The 14,205-nt window shown below is 70.9% G+C and carries 13 protein-coding genes; 5 read left to right on the top strand and 8 right to left on the bottom strand.

Annotated elements, in window-relative coordinates; genetic code table 11:
• Window positions 1-87: 87 nt before the first annotated feature.
• From ACWDX6_RS12775 to ACWDX6_RS12765, 3 genes are all read right to left on the bottom strand, one after another.
• Window positions 88-1,167: an amidohydrolase family protein gene (locus tag ACWDX6_RS12775; RefSeq protein ID WP_451484945.1), complete on the bottom strand. Its 1,080-nt coding sequence runs from the start codon at window positions 1,165-1,167 to the stop codon at window positions 88-90.
• A 92-nt stretch (window positions 1,168-1,259) separates the two neighbouring features.
• The gene (locus ACWDX6_RS12770) at window positions 1,260-1,580 is read right to left on the bottom strand and encodes a hypothetical protein (RefSeq protein WP_451484944.1); all 321 of its coding nucleotides are present in this window, start codon (window positions 1,578-1,580) and stop codon (window positions 1,260-1,262) included.
• A gap of 103 nt (window positions 1,581-1,683) precedes the next feature.
• The gene (locus ACWDX6_RS12765) at window positions 1,684-2,631 is read right to left on the bottom strand and encodes a heme o synthase (RefSeq protein WP_451484943.1); all 948 of its coding nucleotides are present in this window, start codon (window positions 2,629-2,631) and stop codon (window positions 1,684-1,686) included.
• A gap of 340 nt (window positions 2,632-2,971) precedes the next feature.
• Between ACWDX6_RS12765 and tkt the strand changes: the two genes are divergently transcribed.
• Genes tkt through pgl form a run of 5 tightly spaced genes read left to right on the top strand, consistent with a single transcriptional unit; the run spans window position 2,972 to window position 9,574 of the window.
• Window positions 2,972-5,059 carry a transketolase gene (gene tkt, locus ACWDX6_RS12760; protein ID WP_451484942.1) on the top strand — a complete coding sequence of 696 codons (2,088 nt, stop codon included), beginning with the start codon at window positions 2,972-2,974 and terminating at the stop codon, window positions 5,057-5,059.
• Between the two features lie 36 nt (window positions 5,060-5,095).
• On the top strand, window positions 5,096-6,214 hold the full coding sequence (tal, locus tag ACWDX6_RS12755) for a transaldolase (protein ID WP_451484941.1): 1,119 nt from the start codon (window positions 5,096-5,098) through the stop codon (window positions 6,212-6,214).
• Window positions 6,215-6,219: 5 nt separating this feature from the next.
• The gene (gene zwf / locus ACWDX6_RS12750) at window positions 6,220-7,752 is read left to right on the top strand and encodes a glucose-6-phosphate dehydrogenase (RefSeq protein ID WP_451484940.1); all 1,533 of its coding nucleotides are present in this window, start codon (window positions 6,220-6,222) and stop codon (window positions 7,750-7,752) included.
• The gene (gene opcA / locus ACWDX6_RS12745) at window positions 7,749-8,795 is read left to right on the top strand and encodes a glucose-6-phosphate dehydrogenase assembly protein OpcA (protein ID WP_451484939.1); all 1,047 of its coding nucleotides are present in this window, start codon (window positions 7,749-7,751) and stop codon (window positions 8,793-8,795) included. The genes zwf and opcA overlap by 4 nt, the downstream gene beginning before the upstream one ends.
• Entirely contained in the window at window positions 8,792-9,574 is a 783-nt protein-coding gene (gene pgl, locus ACWDX6_RS12740) for a 6-phosphogluconolactonase (protein WP_451484938.1), read from the top strand. The genes opcA and pgl overlap by 4 nt, the downstream gene beginning before the upstream one ends.
• Window positions 9,575-9,596: 22 nt before the next feature.
• On the opposite strand, the gene ACWDX6_RS12735 is transcribed toward pgl, so the two are convergent.
• The 5 genes from ACWDX6_RS12735 to secG all read right to left on the bottom strand — a co-directional run bounded on the left by ACWDX6_RS12735 (window position 9,597) and on the right by secG (window position 14,187).
• On the bottom strand, window positions 9,597-11,141 hold the full coding sequence (locus ACWDX6_RS12735; protein WP_451484937.1) for a PH domain-containing protein: 1,545 nt from the start codon (window positions 11,139-11,141) through the stop codon (window positions 9,597-9,599).
• Window positions 11,138-11,650 carry a PH domain-containing protein gene (locus ACWDX6_RS12730; RefSeq protein WP_451484936.1) on the bottom strand — a complete coding sequence of 171 codons (513 nt, stop codon included), beginning with the start codon at window positions 11,648-11,650 and terminating at the stop codon, window positions 11,138-11,140. The genes ACWDX6_RS12735 and ACWDX6_RS12730 overlap by 4 nt, the downstream gene beginning before the upstream one ends.
• A gap of 4 nt (window positions 11,651-11,654) precedes the next feature.
• Window positions 11,655-13,319 (bottom strand): glucose-6-phosphate isomerase, encoded by a 1,665-nt coding sequence (gene pgi / locus ACWDX6_RS12725; protein WP_451484935.1) that lies wholly within the window; start codon window positions 13,317-13,319, stop codon window positions 11,655-11,657.
• 191 nt (window positions 13,320-13,510) lie between these two features.
• Window positions 13,511-13,846 carry an RNA polymerase-binding protein RbpA gene (locus ACWDX6_RS12720; RefSeq protein WP_003976875.1) on the bottom strand — a complete coding sequence of 112 codons (336 nt, stop codon included), beginning with the start codon at window positions 13,844-13,846 and terminating at the stop codon, window positions 13,511-13,513.
• 110 nt (window positions 13,847-13,956) lie between these two features.
• A complete protein-coding gene (gene secG / locus ACWDX6_RS12715; protein WP_356890211.1) occupies window positions 13,957-14,187 on the bottom strand; it encodes a preprotein translocase subunit SecG in 231 nt (76 codons plus the stop codon).
• Between the last annotated feature and the right edge of the window lie 18 nt (window positions 14,188-14,205).

Genomic DNA, 14,205 nt, shown 5'->3' with positions numbered 1-14,205 from the left:
GATCCGTCCCCTCGGCCCTGGCGGGCCTGGGGAGACCCCATGCACCAGACCCCGCTCCCTGATCCGGCCTGATCCAAACGAAAGACCCTAGGCGAGTCCGTACACCCGCCGCGCGTTGCCCGCCGCGATCATGGCGGCGACGCGCTGCGCGTCCGTACGGGACCAGGCGCCGTCGCCCACCCACTCGCCGAGCACGCGGTCGAGCGCGCCGCGGAAGACGCTCGCGGCGACGACGTGGAGCTCGGGCAGGCCTTGGGCGCCGCTGGAGAAGAGCAGCTTGCCGAAGGGCGCCAGCTCCAGGATCTCGGCCAGCAGGGCGGCGGCGCGGGCCCCGGTCCGGGCGAGGACGGGGGCGAGGTCGGCGTACACGTGCGGGAAGGCCTGGGTCAGCTGCGCCGCCTGGCGGTGGTACGGGTATCCGTGCAGCAGCACGAGGTCGGTGCCGAGGCCGCTGGTGGACGCCGCGAAGCCGGCGAGCCGGGCCGGGTCCTCGGCCCCCGCCTGCAACTGGAGCGGACGCCCGGAGGCGACGGCGATCCAGAGCAGATGGCGCAGCAGTACGGGGTCGGTGAGCCGGCCCCCGGCCGGTCGCCGGGCCAGCCACCGGCCCGCCGCCCCGCGCACCTCTCCGGGCCCCGGCGGATCGGACGCGTACACGAGCCCTCCGCGCACCGCCGCGACCGAGGTGAAGGCGACGGCGGTCGCGGCCGCGCCGTGGACGGCCTCGGAGAGGTTGGCCAGCAGCGCGTCCACGGTCCCCGAGGTGTCGGCGACCTGTTCGGCGAGCGGCTCCAGACGGACGATCTCATGGGCGTCGGCGGCGGCCGCGGCGGCGATCTCGGCGGGCCCTGTCAGGTCGCCCGGCAGCCCGGTGTCCACCAGATAGGTGGAGATCCCCGAGGCGCGCAGCAGTCGGCGCCCGGTCTCCAGAACGCCCAGCTCCCGGCGGCGGGCGAGATAGCGGGCCGGCGGGCAGTGCGGTTCCAGACCGAGCAGCGGCGGGCACCAGCGGCGTACCGCGAAGCCGGTCTGGGTGTCGAAGAAGGTGGTGCCGGGCGCGGCGGGCCCGGCGGCCACTGCGAGACCGGCCTCGAAGGTGCCGAGGCCGAGCTCCGTGCGGAGCACCCCGTGGCAGTGCTGGTCCACCAGGTTCGGGGTCTCGATCATTCGGGGGCTCCCTGTGTGGACGTGCTTCCACACGTCCTAACGGGTGAGCCCCGCGCAAGGTTGTTGCTTTTGTGACAAGCGAGGGGGCCCGCTCATTTGTTGGACGGGCCGCCGATCTGGATGCCCGCCATCCGGGTCCACTCGTAGGGGCCGGTGACGACCTTCGCGGCGAACTCGCCGTCGAACTCGTCGTGAAGGGTGAGACCGGCCTTCTCGGCGGCCTGCTGGGCGACGGGGTACGAGGGGGCGACGAGGTCGCCCCAGCCGCCGTCCTCGCCCACGAGGACGATCCGGGTGCCCATCTGGCCGATGTAGGCGAGCTGCCCCTCGGCGCCGCCGTGCTTCCGCGAGAACGCCTGGATCTGCCGGGCGAGCTTGGCCGCCTTGCGCTCTGCCTGCTTGGTGTCTGCCATGAACAGGATGCTACCGAGCGGTAGAGACACTGGCGACGGCCGGGCACGTGGTCTTGCCCACGCGCTCCGGCCGTTGTCGAAGGGGCCCGCGGCCCCGGTGCCGCTACCGCAGGAAGGGGTCCACCGCGACCGCCACGAAGAGCAGCGAGACATAGGTGATCGACCAGTGGAAGAGGCGCATCTCCTTGAGCTTCGCGCCCGTCGCGCCGGCCTTCGCGCGGTTCAGCAGCGCGTGCGCCTCCCAGAGCCACCAGCCACCCGTCAGCAGCGCCACGGCGGTGTAGAACCAGCCCGTGTAGCCGAGCGGCGTGAGCAGCAGCGAGACGGCGACCATCACCCAGCTGTAGAGGACGATCTGCTTGGCGACGACCCTGTTGGAGGCGATCACCGGGAGCATGGGCACGCCCACGCGCGCGTAGTCCTCCTTCACCTTCATCGACAGCGGCCAGTAGTGCGGCGGCGTCCAGAAGAAGATGACCATGAAGAGGATGACCGCGGCCCAGGACATCGAGTCGGTCACGGCCGACCAGCCGATGAGGACCGGCAGACAGCCGGCGATGCCGCCCCAGACGATGTTCTGCGCGGTCCGCCGCTTGAGGATCATCGTGTAGACCACGACGTAGAAGAGCAGCGCGCCGAGCGAGAGGGCGGCGGAGAGCCAGTTGACCAGGAGGCCGAACCAGAGCGTGGAGACGACGGCGAGGGTGAGGCCGAAGACCAGGCCCTCACGCGGCGACACCATGCCGGTGACCAGGGGGCGCTGGGAGGTGCGGTCCATCAGCGCGTCGATGTCGCGGTCGATGTACATGTTCAGCGCGTTGGCGCCGCCCGCCGACAGATAACCGCCGAGGCAGGTGGCGAGCACCAGCCACAGGTTCGGCACGCCCTGCTCGGCGAGGAACATCACCGGGACGGTGGTGATGAGCAGCAGCTCGATGATCCGCGGCTTGGTCAGCGCCACGAATGCCTTGACGCGAGCTCCGAACGGCCGATGGCCCCCCGGGCTGGGAGTCAAGACGACCCCTGCGGGTCGGGACTCGACGGCCGTCACGCACACCCCTGACAGAGAGTTTTCCCAGCAAGCTCCCCGGTGAAGGCGGGGTGAAGACTTGCGCGTACCACGCCACTCTAGACGTTGCCCATACGCCGATCTTCGCGGGGGTGGGGTCGTGTTGAGGACGCTCGTTCCCCGCTGTTCCGGCCGTCCGTCCCACGCTGTGGACGGCTGTGGGGAGGCGAAGTGACAGAGTCACCCGCACTCTTGTCGTATCCGCTCATTTGAGGGGCTGCACTCGAAAAGATGGGCGTTCTGTCGGGGGTAGGCTCGACAGCGCCGGTACACCCTCAGTCACCGGCTTATGCAGACATGTGGAGAGGAGCCCTGACTCAGGGTGAGCACTAAGCCGACCACCACAGACCTCGAGTGGACCGAATTGGACCAGCGGGCCGTGGACACCGCCCGCATCCTGGCCGCGGACGCCGTACAGAAGGTCGGCAACGGCCATCCTGGTACGGCCATGAGCCTGGCCCCCGCCGCGTACACCCTCTTCCAGAAGGTGATGCGCCACGATCCGGCCGACCCGGAGTGGGTGGGGCGCGACCGGTTCGTCCTGTCCGCCGGGCACTCGTCCCTGACCCTGTACACCCAGCTGTACCTGGGCGGCTTCGGTCTTGAGCTGGACGACCTGAAGGCGTTCCGCACCTGGGGCTCGAAGACGCCGGGCCACCCGGAGTACGGCCACACCGCGGGCGTGGAGACGACGACCGGCCCGCTCGGCCAGGGTGTCGCCAACGCCGTGGGCATGGCGATGGCCGCCCGCTACGAGCGCGGTCTGTTCGACCCGGAGGCGGCCCCCGGCACCTCCCCCTTCGACCACCACGTCTACGTGATCGCCGGTGACGGCTGCCTCCAGGAGGGCATCTCCGCGGAGGCGTCCTCGCTGGCCGGCCACCAGAAGCTGGGCAACCTGATCCTGCTGTGGGACGACAACCACATCTCGATCGAGGGCGACACCGAGACGGCCGTGTCCGAGGACACGATGAAGCGGTACGAGGCCTACGGCTGGCACGTCCAGCGCGTCGAGCCGAAGGCCGACGGCGACCTGGACCCGGCCGCCCTGTACGCGGCGATCAAGGCCGCCGAGGCCGAGACCGAGCGTCCGTCGTTCATCGCGATGCGTTCGATCATCGCCTGGCCGGCCCCGAACGCGCAGAACACCGAGGCCGCGCACGGCTCGGCGCTGGGCGACGAGGAGGTCGCGGCCACCAAGCGCGTCCTCGGCTTCGACCCGGAGCGCACCTTCGAGGTCTCCGACGAGGTCATCGGCCACACGCGGGCGCTGGGCGACCGCGGCCGCGAGGCGAAGGCCGCCTGGGAGAAGTCGCTCGCCGAGTGGCGTACGGCCAACCCGGAGCGGGCCGCCGACTTCGACCGGATCCAGGCCAACGAGCTGCCCGAGGGCTGGGAGTCGAAGCTCCCGGTGTTCGAGGCGGGCAAGGGTGTGGCCACCCGTGCCGCGTCCGGCAAGGTCCTCCAGGCGCTCGGCGCGGTGATCCCGGAGCTGTGGGGCGGCTCCGCCGACCTGGCGGGCTCGAACAACACCACGATCGACAAGACGTCCTCGTTCCTCCCCGAGGGCAACCCGCTGCCGGAGGCCGACCCGTACGGCCGCACGATCCACTTCGGCATCCGCGAGCACTCCATGGCCGCGGAGATGAACGGCATCGCGCTGCACGGCAACACCCGTATCTACGGCGGCACCTTCCTGGTGTTCTCCGACTACATGCGCAACGCCGTGCGCCTGTCCGCGCTGATGCACCTGCCGGTGACGTACGTGTGGACGCACGACTCCATCGGTCTGGGCGAGGACGGTCCGACGCACCAGCCGGTCGAGCACCTGGCCTCGCTGCGCGCCATCCCCGGGCTGAACATCGTGCGCCCGGCGGACGCCAACGAGACCGCCATCGCCTGGCGCGAGATCATGAAGCGCCACACGCGGGAGTTCGGCAAGGGCGCCCCGCACGGTCTGGCGCTGACCCGCCAGGGTGTGCCGACGTACGCGCCGAACGAGGGCACCGCCAAGGGCGGTTACGTCCTGGTCGACGCGGACGGCGGCGACGCGCAGGTCGTGCTGATCGCCACCGGCTCCGAGGTGCACCTGGCCGTCGAGGCGCGGGAGCGGCTCCAGGCGGAGGGGGTCCCGACGCGGGTCGTCTCGATGCCTTCGGTGGAGTGGTTCGAGGAGCAGGACCAGGGGTACAAGGACGCCGTCCTGCCGCCGTCCGTCAAGGCGCGGGTGGCCGTCGAGGCCGGTATCGGTCTCACCTGGCACAAGTACGTCGGTGACGCCGGCCGGATCGTCTCGCTGGAGCACTTCGGCGCTTCGGCGGACGCCAAGGTCCTCTTCCGCGAGTTCGGGTTCACCCCCGAGGCCGTCGCCGCCGCCGCGCGGGAATCCCTCGCCGCCGCCACGCGCTGACGCCCATACGTACGACTTAATGGAGATGCAACTCTCATGACAGACGCTCTCAAGCGCCTCTCCGACGAAGGCGTCGCGATCTGGCTGGACGACCTCTCGCGTCAGCGGATCACCTCCGGCAACCTGGCCGAGCTGATCGACCAGCAGCACGTGGTGGGTGTCACCACCAATCCGTCGATCTTCCAGAAGGCCATCTCGGAGGGGCACGGCTACGACCAGCAGCTGGCCGACCTCGCCGCCCGCAAGGTGACCGTCGAAGAGGCCATCCGCATGATCACGACGGCGGACGTCCGTGACGCCGCCGACATCCTGCGTCCGGTCTTCGACGCGACCGACGGCCAGGACGGCCGGGTCTCCATCGAGGTCGACCCGCGCCTGGCGCACCACACCAGGGCCACCGTCGCGGAGGCCAAGCAGCTGGCGTGGCTGGTCGACCGGCCCAACACGCTCATCAAGATCCCGGCCACCGAGGCGGGTCTCCCGGCGATCACCGAGGTCATCGGCCTCGGCATCAGCGTCAACGTCACGCTGATCTTCTCGCTGGAGCGTTACCGCAAGGTCATGGACGCCTACCTCGCCGGTCTGGAGAAGGCCAAGGAGCGCGGCCTGGACCTCTCCAAGATCCACTCCGTGGCGTCCTTCTTCGTCTCCCGGGTGGACTCGGAGATCGACAAGCGTCTGGACGCCATCGGTACGGACGAGGCCAAGGCGCTCAAGGGCAAGGCCGCTCTCGCCAACGCCCGCCTCGCCTACCAGGCGTACGAAGAGGTCTTCTCCTCGGACCGCTGGGCCGCGCTCGACAAGGCGCACGCCAACAAGCAGCGTCCGCTGTGGGCCTCGACCGGTGTGAAGGACCCGGCGTACAAGGACACGCTGTACGTCGTGGACCTGGTCGCGCCCGGCACGGTCAACACCATGCCGGAGGCGACGCTGGAGGCCACCGCCGACCACGGCGAGGTCACCGGTGACACCGTGCGCGGCACCTACGAGCAGTCGCGCGCCGAGCTGGACGCCGTGGAGAAGCTCGGCATCTCCTACGACGACGTGGTGCAGCTGCTCGAGGACGAGGGCGTCGAGAAGTTCGAGGCGTCCTGGAACGACCTGCTCAAGTCGACCGAGGCGGAGCTTGAGCGCCTCGCACCTTCGGAGGCGTAAGCACCTTGAGCGCAGTCCACGGAGCCAACCCGCTCCGTGACGCCGCAGACCGACGGCTCCCGCGCATCGCGGGGCCGTCGGGCCTGGTGATCTTCGGCGTCACGGGCGATTTGTCCCGTAAGAAGCTGATGCCCGCCGTCTACGACCTGGCCAACCGCGGTCTGCTGCCGCCGGGCTTCGCGCTCATCGGCTTCGCCCGGCGCGAGTGGCAGAACGAGGACTTCGCGCAGGAGGTCCACGACGCGGTCGAACAGCACGCGCGCACCCCGTTCCGCGAGGAGGTGTGGCAGCAGCTGATCCAGGGGATGCGCTTCGTCCAGGGCGACTTCGACGACGACGACGCCTTCGAGCAGCTGAAGTCCACCATCGAGGAGCTGGACAAGGCGCAGGGCACCGGAGGCAACTTCGCCTTCTACCTCTCCGTGCCGCCGAAGTTCTTCCCGCTCGTCGTCCAGCAGCTGAAGAAGCATGGCCTGGCCGACCAGAAGGACGGCTCCTGGCGCCGCGCGGTCATCGAGAAGCCCTTCGGTCACGACCTCGTCTCCGCCAAGGAGCTCAACGAGGTCGTCCACGAGGTCTTCCCGCCCGAGGCGGTCTTCCGGATCGACCACTACCTGGGCAAGGAGACCGTCCAGAACATCCTGGCGCTCCGCTTCGCCAACACCCTCTTCGAGCCGATCTGGAACCGGTCCTACGTCGACCACGTGCAGATCACCATGGCCGAGGACATCGGCATCGGCGGTCGCGCCGGCTACTACGACGGCATCGGGGCCGCCCGTGACGTCATCCAGAACCACCTCCTCCAGCTGCTCGCGCTGACCGCGATGGAGGAGCCCGCCTCCTTCGACGCGGACGCGCTCGCGGCCGAGAAGACCAAGGTCCTCGGCGCGGTGAAGCTGCCGAAGGACCTGGGCACCTCGACCGTGCGGGCCCAGTACGCGGCCGGATGGCAGGGCGGCGCGAAGGCCGTCGGCTATCTCCAGGAGGACGGTATCGACCCCAAGTCGAAGACCGACACCTACGCGGCCATCAAGCTGGAGATCGACAACCGCCGGTGGGCGGGCGTCCCCTTCTATCTCCGTACCGGCAAGCGGCTCGGCCGCCGTGTCACCGAGATCGCGGTCGTCTTCCAGCGCGCCCCGCACTCCCCCTTCGACTCCACGGCCACGGAGGAGCTGGGCCAGAACGCCCTGGTCATCCGGGTGCAGCCGGACGAGGGCGTGACCATGCGGTTCGGCTCCAAGGTGCCGGGCACCTCGATGGAGGTCCGGGACGTGTCGATGGACTTCGCCTACGGCGAGTCCTTCACGGAGTCCAGCCCCGAGGCGTACGAGCGGCTCATCCTCGATGTGCTGCTCGGTGACTCCAACCTCTTCCCGCGGGTCGAGGAGGTCGAGCTGTCCTGGAAGATCCTCGACCCGATCGAGCAGTACTGGGACAAGCACGGCAAGCCCGCGCAGTACCAGGCGGGCACGTGGGGGCCGGTCGAGGCGGACGAAATGCTCGCACGAGACGGACGGAGCTGGCGCCGGCCATGAAGACCGACCTGACGGACACCACGTCCAGCAAGATCAACAAGGCGCTGGTGCTCGGACGACGGGCCATCGGCACGCCGGCCGTCGGCATGGTGCTCACCCTCGTCATCGTCACCGACGAGGAGAACGCCTACGACGCCCTGAAGGCCGCCAACGACGCGTCCCGCGAGCACCCCTCGCGGACCCTGGTGGTCATCAAGCGGGCCGCGCGCTCGCCGCGCGACCGCGCGAAGGCGCGGCTCGACGCCGAGGTCCGCCTCGGGGCCGACGCCAGCACCGGCGAGACGGTCGTCCTGCGGCTGTACGGCGAGGTCGCCGACCACGCCCAGTCGGTGGTGCTTCCGCTGCTCCTTCCGGACGCGCCCGTCGTCGTCTGGTGGCCGGTCAACTCCCCGGTGGACCCGGCGAACGACCCGCTGGGCGCGCTCGCCCAGCGCCGCGTCACCGACACCTACGCCGCCGAGCAGCCGATCCACGAGCTGATGGGCCGCGCGGAGACCTACACCCCTGGCGACACGGACCTGGCGTGGAGCCGGATCACCCCGTGGCGTTCGATGCTGGCCGCCGCGCTCGACCAGGTCGTGTGCGAGGTCACCTCGGCCGAGGTGGAGGGCGAGGAGTTCAACCCGAGCGTCGAACTGCTCGCCATGTGGCTGGCGGACCGGCTGAAGGTGCCGGTCCGGCGGTGCACGTCGGCGGGTCCGGGGCTCACGTCCGTACGGATGGAGTCCACCTGCGGGCCGATCGTGCTCGACCGGCCGGACGGCTCCCTGGCAACGCTCTCCATCCAGGGACAGCCCGACCGTGCCGTGGCGCTCAAGCGCCGCGAGACGGCGGAGCTGATCGCCGAGGAGCTGCGGCGGCTCGACCCGGACGACACCTACGCGTCCGCGCTGCGGTACGGCGTCGACCGGCTGGACGAGGCGGCCGCCGTGACGGCTCCCGAGCCGGAAGAGCAGGCTCCGGTCGCGGCCGCCGGCCCCGCTCCTTCGTCCTCGAACGCGTCCTCGAAGAAGTCCCCGGCCAAGAAGGCGGCGGCCAAGTGAGCGCTCCCCAGCTGGTGGTGCACCGGGACAAGGAGCTGATGGCGCAGGCCGCGGCGGCCCGGCTGATCACCCGGATCGTGGACGCGCAGGCCGCCCGCGGGTCGGCGTCCGTGGTGCTCACGGGCGGCCGGAACGGCAACGGGCTGCTCGCGGCGCTGCGATCGGCCCCGGCCCGGGACGCGATCGACTGGTCGCGGCTGGATCTGTGGTGGGGCGACGAGCGGTTCCTGCCCGACGGTGATCCCGAACGCAATGTCACGCAGGCCCGCGAGGCGCTGCTCGACACCGTCCGGCTGGACCCGGCGCGGGTGCACGCGATGCCGGCATCGGACGGCCCGTACGGCGACGACGTCGACGCCGCGGCCGCCGCGTACGCGGCCGAACTCGCCGCCGCGGCCGGTCCGGAGGACCATGGCGCGGTGCCGGCCTTCGACGTGCTGATGCTGGGTGTGGGGCCCGACACCCATGTGGCGTCGCTGTTCCCGGAGCTTCCGGCGGTCCGTGAGACCGAGCGGACGGTGGTCGGCGTGCACGGCGCGCCCAAGCCGCCGCCGACGCGGATCACGCTCACGCTGCCGGCGATCCGTGCCGCCCGGGAGGTCTGGCTGCTCGCGGCGGGAGAGGACAAGGCGAAGGCCGCGGCGATCGGGCTGTCGGGCGCGGGCGAGATCCAGGCCCCGGTGGCCGGTGCCCGCGGCCGTGCCCGGACGCTCTGGCTGCTGGACGCGGCGGCGGCCTCGGAGCTGCCGCGCGACCTGTATCCGGCGGCGTCCGCCTGACGTCGTCTCAAGGAGGCCCGGTTCACCGCGAGGTGGGCCGGGCCTCCTTCGTCGTGGCCGCGGGTTCGAGGAACGGCGCGAGCAGACCCGGGACCGCGTCGGCGGCGAAGGTCAGGCCCTCGCTCTCGTCGGCGTCGTACACGTCGTACGCCCCGGCGCCCGCCGCCGTCGTCGCGGTCAGGGTCAGGACACCGGCACGGCGCTGGAAGACGGACTGTTTGACGGTCCAGCCGATGACGCCGGCCCGCTGGAGGGCGACGGTGGTGCGGCGGAGGGTGCCGGACCGGGTGACGAGGTAGGCGCCGGTGACACCGTGTCCGAGGTTGCGGTAGGCGTCCCGGGCGAGGAGCACGCCGAGCGGGATCAGGACGAGGGCGCAGACCGCCGCGGCGAGAAGCAGTACGGGGGTGAGGGCGGCCCCCAAGGCGGCGAGGAGCGCGACCGGGGCGACGGCGGTACCCAGGGCCCAGCGCAACCTGCGGGTGCGGGCGGCCCGGGGGTGGGCCGTGAGCGGGGCACCGGTGGGGGCCGCGGGCTCGCGCAGTACCTGGGCGGCGAGCCGGTCGGCGATCGCACGGGGCGCGGGCGGCAGCAGGGTCTTGTGGTCGGCGTGCTTGTCGTCGTCGTCCTTGACGAGGCCGGTGGCGACGGCGTCGACGCGGGCGGCGCGGCACACGCGCACCCCGAGCGGCTCGACGAGTTCGACGCCGCGCAGCCGGCGCTCCTCGATGGAGATCGAGCGGCCCGTGAACAGTCCGCGGCGCACCCGCAGGGTGCCGCCCGGCTCGCGCTCCAGGCGGTAGTTCCACCACATCTCGACCCACAGGCCGAGCGCGCCGACGGTTCCGGCGAGGGCGGCGAGCAGGACGAGGACGACGACCGTCCAGAGGAGGGAGGTGTCCCGGAACCGGTCGCCCACCCATTCGATGACCTCGCCCTGGGCGCCGAACCACTGGCTGACCTGCATCACGACACCGGCCGCCGCGCCGCCGAAGAGCGGGACGAGGAAGGAGACGGGGGCGTAGCGGATCCAGCGGGGGTCGAGGACGGCCAGCGCGCCGTCGTGCCGGGTGTCGTGGGCGTCCGAGACCCGGCGGTCGAGGAGCTCGCGGCGGAGCCGTTCGCCCTCCGCCCTGCTGACCGGGTCGAGTTCGAGGGTGGATTCGCTGCCGCCGGTGTTCTCGCCGGTGCCGATGCGGACCTTGACGAGACCGAGGACGCGCAGCAGGAGGTTGGCGGTGAGATCGACGCTGCGGATGCGTTCGCGGGCCAGCGAGCGTCGTTTGACCAGGAGGAGCCCGGTGTGGAGTTCGGCGCGCTCGGCACCGACGCGGTAACGGGTGCGGCGCCAGCGGACGTAGTCGGCGGCCGAGCCCCCGGCGACGAGCAGGACCGCCCCGGCGAGTACCCAGCCGACGGCCTGCCACAGCGGCATGGAGCCGGCCAGGCCGAGCACGGTGGGCAGCCCGGCACCGCCGGCGACGCCCGCGAGGACGGCGGCGGTGACCAGGACCGTACGGCGGTCCAGGCGCCGCCAGTCCTCGGACGGCGTCGGCGGGGGTGTCATGTCGCGTCCCCGGGGGTCGCCTGGGTGATGTGCGTCAGCCGTTCGGCGAGTTCGGCGGCGAGCTGGTGGTCCAGGCCCTCGATCCGGATCGCGCCCTTGGAGGAGGCGGTCGTCACGGTCACCGTGGCGAGCCCGAACGCCTGCTCCAGCGGGCCGCGTACGGTGTCGACCGTCTGGATCCGGGACATGGGGGCGATCCGCCACTCCTGCCAGAAGGCTCCCGTACGGACGTAGACGGCGTCGTCGGTCACCTCCCAGCGGTGGACCCGGAACCACCAGCGGGGGAGGAACGCGGTGCAGGCGAGGCCGACGGCCGCCACGGTCCCGGCCGCGAGCAGCAGCCAGAACCGGGCGGGCGTGACGAGGGCGCCGAGCACACCGAGGACGGCCACCGGCACGGCGGTGGTCACCAGCCACTGGGTCCGCCACCAGGTGACGGCCCGCTCGTCCAGCGGGTTGTTCGGCGGCCGCAGCCGCACCTCGGCCCGCTCCGCCTCCTCCCCCCTCACGGGATCAGCTTCGTCCGCGCAGCGAGCGGTAGGTCGCGACGAGGCCGGCGGTGGAGCCGTCGAGCCGCTCGCCGCCCTCTCCCTCGGTCAGGACGGGCTCGATCTTCTTGGCGAGGACCTTGCCGAGCTCGACGCCCCACTGGTCGAAGGAGTCGATGTTCCAGATCGCGCCCTGGACGAACACCTTGTGCTCGTACAGCGCGATGAGCTGGCCGAGGACGGAGGGGGTGAGCGCCCTGGCGAGGATGGTGGTCGTGGGGTGGTTCCCCTTGAAGGTCTTGTGCGGGACCAGGTCCTCGGCCACGCCTTCGGCCCGTACCTCGTCGGGGGTCTTGCCGAAGGCCAGCGCCTGGGTCTGGGCGAAGAAGTTGGCCATCAGCAGGTCGTGCTGGGGGACCAGGCCCGGCGGCAGGTCGGCGACGGGCTCGGCGAAGCCGATGAAGTCGGCCGGGATGACCTTGGTGCCCTGGTGGATCAACTGGTAGTAGGCGTGCTGGCCGTTGGTCCCCGGGGTGCCCCAGACGACCGGGCCGGTCTGCCAGTCGACGGGCTTGCCGTCCCGGTCGACGGACTTGCCGTTGGACTCCATGTCGAGCTGCTGGAGGTAGGCGGTGAACTTCGACAGGTAGTGCGAGTACGGCAGGACGGCGTGCGACTGGGCGTCGAAGAAGGCGCCGTACCAGACGCCGAGGAGACCCAGCAGCAGGGGCGCGTTCTCCTCGGCGGGTGCGGTGCGGAAGTGCTCGTCGACGAGGTGGAAGCCGTCGAGCATCTCGCGGAAGCCGTCCGGCCCGATGGCGATCATCAGGGAGAGGCCGATGGCGGAGTCGTAGGAGTAGCGGCCGCCGACCCAGTCCCAGAACTCGAACATGTTGGCCGTGTCGATGCCGAACTCCTCGACCTTCTCGGCGTTGGTCGACAGGGCCACGAAGTGCTTCGCGACGGCGTCCTGACCGGCCCGGAGCCCGGTGAGGAGCCAGTCGCGGGCGGAGGTGGCGTTGGTGATCGTCTCGATGGTGGTGAAGGTCTTCGAGGCGACGATGAAGAGCGTCTCGGCCGGGTCGAGGTCGCGGACGGCCTCGTGGAGGTCGGCGCCGTCGACGTTGGAGACGAAACGGAACGTCAGGTCCCGCTGGGTGTAGGAGCGCAGGACCTCGTAGGCCATGGCCGGGCCGAGGTCGGAGCCGCCGATGCCGATGTTCACGATGTTCTTGATCGGCCTGCCGGTGTGGCCGGTCCACCCGCCCGCGCGGACCGTGTCGGCGAAGGAGCTCATCCTGTCGAGGACGGCGTGGACGGCCGGGACGACGTTCTCGCCGTCGACCTCGATCACCGCGTCGCGGGGGGCGCGCAACGCGGTGTGCAGCACCGCCCGGTCCTCGGTGGTGTTGATCTTCTCGCCGCGGAACATGGCGTCGCGGAGCTCGGCCACGCCGGTCGCGGTGGCCAGCTCGCGCAGCAGCGCCAGCGTCTCGTCGGTCACCAGGTGCTTGGAGTAGTCCAGATACAGGTCGCCGACCCGCAGGGTGTATGCGCTGCCCCGGTCGGCGTCGGCCGCGAACAGCTGCCGCAGATGGGTGTCGCCCAGCTGCTCACGGTGCTTGCCGAGGGCCGCCCACTCGGGCAGCTGATTGAGCCTCACACGGCCTTCGGTAGTCATCTCGGACATCGCCCACTTCTTCTCGTACTGCCTGCTTGCCCCGCTGCCACTCCAACCTAATTGATCGCCGGGGCGGACGGCGCGGCGGCGCCGTGAACGCGTGGGGTCGTCCGTGGCGGCGGCGGATTAGACGGAGAACGGGCCCTGCCCGCGAACCGAGTTCGCGGGCAGGGCCCGTTCGTCACACCTTCACACCACGCTCAGATCTCACCGCGCAGTTTGGCGAGCGCCTCGGCGAGGATCGCCTCGCCGTCCGCGTCGCTGCGCCGCTCGCGCACATAGGCGAGATGCGTCTTGTACGGCTCCGTGCGCGGCGGGTCCGGCGGGTTGTCCCGGTCCTGACCGGCCGGGAAACCGCAGCGCGGGCAGTCCCACGTCTCCGGAACCTGCGCGTCACTGGCGAAGCTCGGCTGCGTCTCGTGCCCGTTCGAGCACCAGAAGGAGATGCGGAGGCGCGGTGCCGACTCGCCCCGCTCGGCCTCCCCCATCGGCCCCGCTCCGACCCGGCTTCCCCGGATCGCGTTGCCACTTGCCACGGTCGTAACTCCCTGCGTGATGGTGCTCGAAGATGCCCCAGTCTACGTAAGGCCCAACGCGCGTCCAGTGATTGGAGTTACACAGAACCCCGCAACGCCGGAACGAGCGTTCAGCCGTTCACCTTCATCAGAAGTGCAAGTACGACAATGCACGCGAACCACAGCAGACCGACCACGACGGTGATCCGGTCCAGGTTGCGCTCGGCGACCGACGAGCCGCCGACGGACGACTGCATACCCCCGCCGAACATGTCGGAGAGGCCGCCGCCCTTCCCCTTGTGCATCAGCACGAGCAGCATCAGCAGCGCGCTGAAGACGATCAGGGCGATCGAGAACCCCATAACCACGGCTGGACCCTA

Source organism: Streptomyces sp. NPDC003027 (assembly GCF_053591435.1).
The sequence above is the reverse complement of the archived record's forward strand: the minus strand, read 5'-3'. Positions and strand labels throughout refer to the sequence as shown.

Bases quoted from the DNA above. Each gene is read 5' to 3' on its own strand.
- opcA (WP_451484939.1), top strand. From the start codon at position 7,749: ATGAAGACCGACCTGACGGACACCACGTCCAGCAAGATCAACAAGGCG.
- tal (WP_451484941.1), top strand. From the start codon at position 5,096: ATGACAGACGCTCTCAAGCGCCTCTCCGACGAAGGCGTCGCGATCTGG.
- ACWDX6_RS12735 (WP_451484937.1), bottom strand. From the start codon at position 11,141: ATGACACCCCCGCCGACGCCGTCCGAGGACTGGCGGCGCCTGGACCGC.
- pgi (WP_451484935.1), bottom strand. From the start codon at position 13,319: ATGTCCGAGATGACTACCGAAGGCCGTGTGAGGCTCAATCAGCTGCCC.
- ACWDX6_RS12775 (WP_451484945.1), bottom strand. From the start codon at position 1,167: ATGATCGAGACCCCGAACCTGGTGGACCAGCACTGCCACGGGGTGCTC.
- secG (WP_356890211.1), bottom strand. From the start codon at position 14,187: ATGGGGTTCTCGATCGCCCTGATCGTCTTCAGCGCGCTGCTGATGCTG.
- ACWDX6_RS12770 (WP_451484944.1), bottom strand. From the start codon at position 1,580: ATGGCAGACACCAAGCAGGCAGAGCGCAAGGCGGCCAAGCTCGCCCGG.